Here is a 6,952-nt window from a genome sequence, read left to right as displayed (position 1 = left end):
TTCGGTGGTCATAGCGTGAGGGAAACGCCCGGTTACATTCCGAACCCGGAAGCTAAGCCTCACAGCGCCGATGGTACTGCAGGGGGGACCCTGTGGGAGAGTAGGACGCCGCCGAACTATTTGTTGGGGAAGCCCCGCACCTGATGGTGCGGGGCTTTCCTGTTTTCAGGACCCCCTTTCGCTGCTCCATTGTATTTCTGGTCAAAATTGCCGTGCTATTCAGAGGCGACCAGAAGCCTTCAAGGTTAGGTACGCATCCGCTAGCGCAGGAGCCAATTCGTTCGGGGGCGCGTCGACGACGGTTACCCCATGGCGGGTCAGACGTTCTGCGGTCTTCCGGCGTTCTTCTTGTGCTTGTGCGGCTGCTGCGGCCCCGTAGACCGCTTCCGATTCGCCACGGCCTTCTGCCATCCGTTCGACCTGAGGGTCTGAGACTGAAGCTGCGATGACTACATGGCGTTTGGTGAGGCGTGGGAGAAGAGGCAGAAGGCCCTCCTCCACGGGTGCCGCGTCAAGACTGGTGAGAAGGACGATCAGTGAGCGGCGTGGAGCGGTCTTCAGGATGGTGGAGGCGAGGCCTCGGGCATCGGTTTCGACGAGCTCCGGTTCGAGAGATGCGAGGGAACTGACCAGTGCCGGAAGCAGGTCGTTTGCGGATCTCCCCTGGACGAGCGCGCGGACGCGGCGGTCGTAAGCCAGCAGATCGACGCGGTCGCCGGCTTTGGCGGCCAGAGTGGCTACCAGTAGGGCAGCGTCCATCGATGCGTCGAGACGGGGTGCGTCACCGACCCGTCCTGCGGACGTGCGGCCCGTGTCGAGGACCAGGAGGATGCGGCGGTCGCGTTCAGGGCGCCACGTACGGACAGAGACAGCCGAGTGCCGGGCTGTTGCGCGCCAGTCAATAGACCTTGTGTCATCGCCCGGAACGTAGTCACGGAGACTGTCGAACTCTGTACCTTCGCCGCGGGTGAGAACGCTGGTGCGGCCGTCGAGTTCACGCAGGCGTGAGAGCTTCGAGGGAAGGTGCCTGCGGCTGTGGAACGCCGGTAGGACGCGCAGCGTCCAGGGCACCTTGTGGCTACCTTGGCGCGAGATGAGCCCCAGCGGGCCGAAGGAGCGGACCGTGACGCGGTCAGCATGGTGGTTGCCGCGGCGCGTGGGGCGGAGCCGTGTGGTGATCCGGCGCCGTTCCTTGGGCGGGATCTCGATTCGCTGCCGTGAGGCGGTGGCTTCCGAGCCGGGGTTCCAGCTGCTCGGAGGCCAGGCGTCGCGGAGCTGGGCCCGCAGCGGGCGGTTGGAAGGGTTCGTGATGGTCAGGTCGATGTCTGCGATCTCGCCCAGTCGAACAGTTGTGTCACCAGATCGAGTGAAGTGCAGCGTTCGTACTGGCGCAGCGAGGGTGTAGTCGCACATCATTGCGAGTGCGAGAGGGGAATTGACGGCGAGGATCCCCGTCCAGCTCGGCTCGATGAAGCCGACGGGGAGAGTGCCGAGAGCCGCGAGGAAGGCGGCGCGTCCGGTGGGGGCCATGAGCAGCGGCCTCAGCGGGGCACGGGGACGTTGGAGAGGATCGCGCTGATGACGGAATCAGCGGTGACCCCCTCCATTTCCGCCTCGGGACGCAACTGCACCCGGTGTCGCAAGGTGGGCAGGGCCAGGGCTTTGACGTCGTCCGGGATCACATAGTCCCGGCCGGTTAGCCAGGCCCACGCCCGAGCAGTGGACAGCAGCGCAGTAGCCCCACGGGGAGAGACGCCGAGTGTGAGAGACGGCGATTCGCGCGTAGCACGGCAGATGTCGACGACATAGCTGGTGATTTCGGGGGAGACGGATGTTTTGGCGACTGAGACGCGTGCCGCTTCCAGGTCTGCGGGGCCCGCGACGGGCTGCACGCCGGCAGCCTGGAGGTCGCGCGGATTGAAACCCTCTGCGTGGCGCGTGAGTACGGCGATCTCGTCCTGCCGGGACGGCAGTGCGACGTTGAGCTTGAGAAGGAAGCGGTCGAGCTGAGCCTCGGGCAGAGGGTAGGTGCCCTCGTACTCGACCGGGTTCTGGGTCGCCGCCACGAGGAAGGGCACGGGGAGTGGGCGGGGCGTGCCGTCGACCGTGACCTGGCCTTCTTCCATCGCTTCGAGGAGGGACGACTGCGTCTTCGGTGGGGTGCGGTTGATCTCGTCGGCGAGCAGCAGGTTGGTGAACACCGGGCCCGGCTGGAAGGAGAACTCGGTGGTCCGCGCGTCGTAGACGAGTGAGCCGGTGACGTCGCTCGGCATCAGGTCGGGAGTGAACTGGACGCGTTTGGTGTCGAGTTCGAGGGCCGCGGAGAGGGCTCGTACGAGAAGGGTCTTGGCGACACCGGGGACGCCCTCGAGCAGGACGTGACCGCGGCACAGCAGAGCGACCACGAGGCCGGTGACTGCAGGGTCCTGGCCGACCACGGCCTTGGCGATCTCGGTGCGCAGGGCCTCCAGGGAGGAACGTGCGGTGTTCGCGTTCCCTGCGGAGTCTGCGATCGGGGCGCTCATGAGGTGCGTACCTCTCTTTCGAGGGCGTCGAGTCGGTCGGCGAGGGTGATCAGAGCTGTGTCGTCGGGTGGGGGAGGCCCGAAGAGGAGGGGGTGCAGATCCCCGGAGGTGTCGGGGAGTTGGGCGGAGACCGCGGGCAGCAGTGATTCGGGCGCGTGGGCTCTGGCATGGGGCACGCCGACGAGTGGTGCCAGGCGTGTGCGGGTCGCTGAGCGAAGTGCCTTTGCTGCGCGGTCGCGGGCCCTTGCCTTGCTGTAGAGGCGGGCTCTGCCTTCCACGGCCTCGGAGGCGCGGATGGTGACGGGGATGCGTTCCTGGACCAGGGGGCCGAGACGGCGACCGCGCCACAGGGCGGCGAGCACGGCGGCGATGGAGAGCTGGAAGGCAGCCCAGTTCCAGCCGGAGGGGATGAGCTCGAAGAAGCTGCGGTCACCGCTGTCGGCCGCTGACGAATCGCTGACCGAGGGGAGGTACCAGACCAGATGGGAACGGGACCCGAGCAGTTGAAGGGCGAGCGAGGCGTTGCCGTGTTCGTCGAGGCGGTCGTTGTAGAGGATGTCCGGTGCGCCGAGGAGCACGGTGTCTCTGGCTCCGGAGCGGATGTGCAGCAGGGTGGGGAGGCCGCCGCTCGCGTAGCAGGAGGTCGTATGCGGAAGGTCCGAGGCGTAGCGGATGCCGCCGGTGTCCGCGTTGCCGGCGCGTTGTGCTGCCGGGAGCGAACAAGCCGGCTGCAGCGTGGTCTTGTTGCTCGGTTGTTCGGCGCGTACGCCAGGGGTAAGGGTGCCGACGGAGGGTTGCCCGGGGGCTACCAGGAGGGTGCGGCCGGACGATCGCTTCGTCGCATCGTGCAGCGAGGATTGCTGCTTCTTTGTGAGCAGGTCGGGGGTCGCGATGAGGAGAGTGGTGTCCGGTCCGGCGGCGGCTTCGGCGGCCTTGCTCGTGGTTACCACGCGTGTGGAGACGCCTCGGTCGGCGAGAAGTTCGGAGACTGCGCGGCTGCCGTAGGGGTCGGCGGAGCGTGGGTCGAGCCGGCCGTGATGGCCGCCGGAGCGGACAGCGGCGATGGCGATGCCTGCGGCGAGCAGGATGACGAAGCCGAGGAGCAGACCGCGCGTACGAGTCCATACCTGGCGGGGAGTGGTGGCGACCGAGGTGGACGCGGAGGCTCCGCTCATTCGGGGGTTCCCGGAGCAGAGGCGAGGACGGGCTGGGTGTGCTCGATGTCCTGGTCGAGGGCGGTGATACGGAGGTATACCTGCTCTTCGGCGCTGCGTCCGCCGTACGTGACGTCGTCGAAGTCGCGGGCGGCTGTGTGGAGCCGCTCCTTGTGGGAGGGAAGCGACTGGGCCGCTTCGGAGGCTGCCTCATCGGCGGTGCGGCCGGGGCGGGGGTCGAGGAGGGCGCGCTCCTCGAGGGACCGCACGACGGCGCGCATCCGTTCCTGGAGTGCCTGGCTCCACTGCCGGTCCGCGGCGTGGGCCTCGGCGGCTGCTCGGTGCTCGGCGGCGCTGCGCGGCCGGTCGTCGAAGACAGGCGCGGAAGTCGACGGGGAGCGATGGGGCGTCCCCAGGCGCCACCACAAAGCGCCCAGGAGGAGAAGGACCACCAGTACGAGCACCACGAGTCCGAGCCCACCGCCGGGTGTTGCTCCCGAGGCAGCGTCGAAGAGGTCGCTGACCCACTCCCAGAAGCGGTCCAACGCGCGCTGGAGGAGGCTCGGATCGTTCTCGTGGTACATGGGCCTGGACAGCTCGCGCTCCGCGGCCTCCCGTGCCGGCTCGCGCGGGATCGTGACCGGAGGTTCGTCGTCGGACAGCGGCAGCGCGGCCCACACCCCGCGGAATCCCCCCGTCGTCACCGCATCAACTCCCCGATGTGGCGCCGGGGGTGTGGGGGCCGTAATCCTGGATGCCGGCGGCGCGGGCCAGTTCCAGGTCGAGTGCCTCGCGGCGGATCCGCAGGTCTATGTAGAGCAGCACCGTGACGCCTGCCGTGATGGGGAAGGCGAGCATGGAGCCGATGACGGAGCCGATGCCCGTGATGATCAGGAACGTCCAACCGACGTTTCCGACGCCGCTGTTGAGGAAGCCGCTGACTCCATCGCCGCTGAGGGCGACGGCCACGGCGGTGAACGGGATCAGGATGATCGACACCACGATGTTCACGAGGATCGCGGCGAGGAGTTGGATGCCGAAGACCCGCCACCACGAGCCCTGGACGAGCTTCGCGGAGCGCCCGAGGGCCTTACGTACGGTCTGCTTCTCGAGCATCAGCGCGGGCGAGGAGAGGGAGAACCGGACCATCAGCCAGATGGCGACGATCAGTCCGCCAAGACCGCCGAGGAAGGCAAGCGAGGTGCCGGCCGCGGATGCGCCCGCGATGGCGACGAGCATGCCGGGCAGAGCGCCCACCGTGACGAGGGCAGCGGCCAGGAGCGGCAGCAGGAAAGTGAGCCCCAGGAGGCGCGGGAGCTGAGGGCGTGCGTCGCGCCAGGCCTCGGCGGTCGTCACCGGCTTACCGAGGACGGCGCGGCTGGTGACCATGGTGAGCAGCGCTGTGACCACGAAGCTGCCGAGCAGCGACACCAGGAGGATGACGCCGGAGTCGAGCAGGGTCTGGAACAGGGCGGTGGTCAGTTCCTCGACCGTGGCGCTCGGGTCGCTGAGGGCGTCGGTGGTGGTCTGGGTGTTCAGGACCAGGCCCTGCAACAGGACGACGATGATCTCCGTGACCATGGCTACAGCGAGGGAGATGCCGAGCACTGTGCGCCAGTAGGTGCGCATCGTCGAGACCGCGCCGTCGAGGATCTCCCCGACCCCGAGAGGACGGAGCGGGATGACACCGGGCTTCGCCGCGGCGGGCGGCGTGCCCCAGCCTCCGCCGCCCCAGCCGCCGCGGGGCTGGCCAGGGGGCACGCCAGGGCCACCGCCCCAGCCGCCGTGGCCGCCCTGGCCCGGAGGCTGAGGTGTCTGGCCGGGGGCTCCCGGGGCGGACCACTGGGCGGGTGGCGGCTGTTCCTTGGACCACTTCGAGGCCGGACCGTCCTGCGGGGCGGTCGGCTCGGTGGGGCGGGGCGTCTCCCCGTCCGGTCCGTCGGAGGGGGCAGATCCGGGCGAGGCCCAGCCCGGAGTGTCATTCATCGTCGCTCCTTCACGGTGCACGACCGCGGTTGCGGCGGCAGGTTGGCTGCCATCGTGCCACGGTGTGCTCGTTCGGGGACGGGGTGCTGGATGAGCTGCGTACCTTCAATTGTCCGACAGGGAAAGGGCAGACTGGGCGGATGGCTGATCAGTACGCGCAATCCCACGAGGGCGGCGGGCGGATACGGACGCCTTCGATCCGTTGGGGCGAACCACATGAAGACCCCGTGGTGGTCCTCCTCGACCAGACGCGGCTGCCGGCCGAGGAGGTCGAGCTGGCTTGCCAGGACGTGCCGACGCTGGTGCGGGCGATCCGGTCGCTGGCCGTTCGGGGAGCTCCGTTGCTGGGGATCACGGGGGCGTACGGGGTCGCGCTCGCCGCCGTACGAGGAGAGGACGTGGACGAGGCGGCGGAGGCGATCGCCACCGCGCGGCCCACGGCGGTCAACCTGGGGCGTGGGGTGCGCCGGGCGCAGGCCGCGTACCGGGCCGCGGTCGCGGGCGGGGCCGGGCAGGCCGAGGCTGCTGCCGCGGCGTTGGCCGAGGCCAAGGCACTGCACGCCGAGGACGCCGAGGCGAGCCGGCGGATGGCCAAGCACGGTCTGGCTCTCCTCGACGAGCTGCTGCCCGGAAGCGGACACCGGCTGCTGACGCACTGCAACACCGGGGCGCTGGTGTCAGGGGGCGAGGGCACGGCGCTGGCGGTGGCGCTCGCCGCGCACCGGGCGGGGCGGCTGCGCCGGCTGTGGGTGGACGAGACGCGGCCGTTGCTGCAGGGTGCCCGGCTCACGGCGTACGAGGCGGCGCGGCATGGGATGCCGTACACCTTGCTGGTGGACAACGCGGCGGGTTCGCTGTTCGCTGCTGGGGAGGTGGACGCGGTGGTGATCGGAGCGGACCGGATCGCGGCCGATGGTTCGGTGGCGAACAAGGTGGGGAGCTATCCGCTCGCCGTGCTCGCCCGTTACCACCATGTGCCGTTCCTCGTGGTGGCGCCGGTGACGACGGTGGATCCGGATACGCCCGACGGCGCCTCCATCGAGGTCGAGCAGCGGGCGGGACAGGAAGTGACGGAGTTCATGGCACCGCAGGTGCCGGGGGTTGGCGGGGTTTCGGAAAGCCGGTCTGTGGCGCCTGCGGGGACGCAGGCGTACAACCCGGCGTTCGATGTGACCCCGCCGGAGCTGGTGACGGCGATCGTCACCGAGTACGGGGCCGTCTCGCCGGTGACCACCGACGGGCTCGTGGAGCTGTGTGCCAGGTCACGCCAGGTAACGATTAGCTAAT

6 protein-coding genes and 1 rRNA gene are annotated in these 6,952 nt (G+C 69.1%); 2 read left to right on the top strand and 5 right to left on the bottom strand.

The genetic code is table 11. From position 1 onward, the window contains the following. Positions 1-117: ribosomal RNA gene (gene rrf / locus RCO28_RS25580) — 5S ribosomal RNA — on the top strand. Positions 118-219: 102 nt separating this feature from the next. On the opposite strand, the gene RCO28_RS25575 is transcribed toward rrf, so the two are convergent. From RCO28_RS25575 to RCO28_RS25555, 5 genes are read right to left on the bottom strand one after another with little or no spacing between them, the layout of a single operon-like run. Next, positions 220-1,530: a DUF58 domain-containing protein gene (locus tag RCO28_RS25575; protein WP_308943616.1), complete on the bottom strand. Its 1,311-nt coding sequence runs from the start codon at positions 1,528-1,530 to the stop codon at positions 220-222. Positions 1,531-1,541: 11 nt separating this feature from the next. Next, on the bottom strand, positions 1,542-2,525 hold the full coding sequence (locus RCO28_RS25570; RefSeq protein WP_308943615.1) for a MoxR family ATPase: 984 nt from the start codon (positions 2,523-2,525) through the stop codon (positions 1,542-1,544). Beyond that, positions 2,522-3,700 (bottom strand): DUF4350 domain-containing protein, encoded by a 1,179-nt coding sequence (locus RCO28_RS25565; RefSeq protein WP_308943614.1) that lies wholly within the window; start codon positions 3,698-3,700, stop codon positions 2,522-2,524. The genes RCO28_RS25570 and RCO28_RS25565 overlap by 4 nt, the downstream gene beginning before the upstream one ends. After that, the gene (locus RCO28_RS25560) at positions 3,697-4,383 is read right to left on the bottom strand and encodes a DUF4129 domain-containing protein (RefSeq protein ID WP_308943613.1); all 687 of its coding nucleotides are present in this window, start codon (positions 4,381-4,383) and stop codon (positions 3,697-3,699) included. Before RCO28_RS25560 ends, RCO28_RS25565 begins: the two co-directional genes overlap by 4 nt. Before the next feature lie 4 nt (positions 4,384-4,387). After that, the gene (locus RCO28_RS25555; protein WP_308943612.1) at positions 4,388-5,665 is read right to left on the bottom strand and encodes a hypothetical protein; all 1,278 of its coding nucleotides are present in this window, start codon (positions 5,663-5,665) and stop codon (positions 4,388-4,390) included. Between the two features lie 140 nt (positions 5,666-5,805). On the opposite strand from RCO28_RS25555, the gene mtnA reads away from it, so the two are divergent. After that, on the top strand, positions 5,806-6,951 hold the full coding sequence (gene mtnA, locus RCO28_RS25550; protein WP_308943611.1) for an S-methyl-5-thioribose-1-phosphate isomerase: 1,146 nt from the start codon (positions 5,806-5,808) through the stop codon (positions 6,949-6,951). Position 6,952: the final 1 nt, after the last annotated feature.

The organism is Streptomyces sp. LHD-70 (assembly GCF_031157275.1).
In the GTDB taxonomy this organism is placed as follows: domain Bacteria; phylum Actinomycetota; class Actinomycetes; order Streptomycetales; family Streptomycetaceae; genus Streptomyces.
Note: the sequence above shows the minus strand (reverse complement) of the source record. Positions and strands in the feature narration are given on the sequence as shown.

Excerpts from the sequence above, each read along its gene's own strand:
- RCO28_RS25575 (WP_308943616.1), bottom strand. The coding sequence starts at position 1,530 with ATGGCCCCCACCGGACGCGCCGCCTTCCTCGCGGCTCTCGGCACTCTC.
- RCO28_RS25565 (WP_308943614.1), bottom strand. The coding sequence starts at position 3,700 with ATGAGCGGAGCCTCCGCGTCCACCTCGGTCGCCACCACTCCCCGCCAG.
- RCO28_RS25555 (WP_308943612.1), bottom strand. The coding sequence starts at position 5,665 with ATGAATGACACTCCGGGCTGGGCCTCGCCCGGATCTGCCCCCTCCGAC.
- mtnA (WP_308943611.1), top strand. The coding sequence starts at position 5,806 with ATGGCTGATCAGTACGCGCAATCCCACGAGGGCGGCGGGCGGATACGG.
- RCO28_RS25570 (WP_308943615.1), bottom strand. The coding sequence starts at position 2,525 with ATGAGCGCCCCGATCGCAGACTCCGCAGGGAACGCGAACACCGCACGT.